The organism is Mesorhizobium sp. M7A.F.Ca.AU.002.02.1.1, assembly GCF_003998535.1.
Lineage (GTDB): Bacteria > Pseudomonadota > Alphaproteobacteria > Rhizobiales > Rhizobiaceae > Mesorhizobium > Mesorhizobium ciceri.
The window spans coordinates 1-605 of sequence record NZ_RZPB01001419.1; the positions used below are offsets into that span (position 1 = coordinate 1).

General features: G+C 66.6%; 1 pseudogene. It reads left to right on the forward strand.

The window, feature by feature from the left end:
* Positions 1 to 546: pseudogene (locus EN879_RS38110) on the forward strand (3-deoxy-D-manno-octulosonic acid transferase); the annotation flags it as partial.
* Positions 547 to 605: the final 59 nt, after the last annotated feature.

A 605-nucleotide genomic window follows, 5' to 3' on the forward strand; every position in this document is an offset into this window, starting at 1 on the left:
CTGCACAAGCGCCACCATGGTCTTCTGACCATCGTCGTTCCGCGTCATCCCGATCGCGCCGAGGCGCTTGCGGCGCAGATTTCCGGCATGGGCCTGAAGGTCGCGCGGCGCAGCAAGGGCGACAGGATCACGGCCGACACCGACATATTGCTTGGCGACACGATCGGCGAGATGGGGCTCTATCTCCGGCTGACGGAAATAGCCTTCGTCGGCCGCTCGCTGACCTCCGAGGGTGGCCAGAACCCGCTGGAGCCGGCCATGCTCGACACGGCGGTTCTCGCCGGGCGCAATGTGCAGAATTTTCGGGAGGCCTACCAGCGTCTCCTCGACAGCGGCGGCGCCAAGCTGGTGCGCGATCGCGACATGCTGGCCGGCGCCGTCAATTTCCTCCTGACCAACGAAGTGGCGCGCCACGAGATGATGGCGGCAGGCATTGCGACCGTCGACGAGATGCGCGGTGCGCTGGCGCGTACGCTGAAATCGCTTGAGCCCTACATCCAGCCGCTGGTCGTCAAGTCGCGCCTGAAGGGCGCGAACGGGCGCTAGCGTGGCCTCGGAAGCACCACCATTCTGGTGGGAAGAGCCGGACTGGCGGGGCCCCGGAC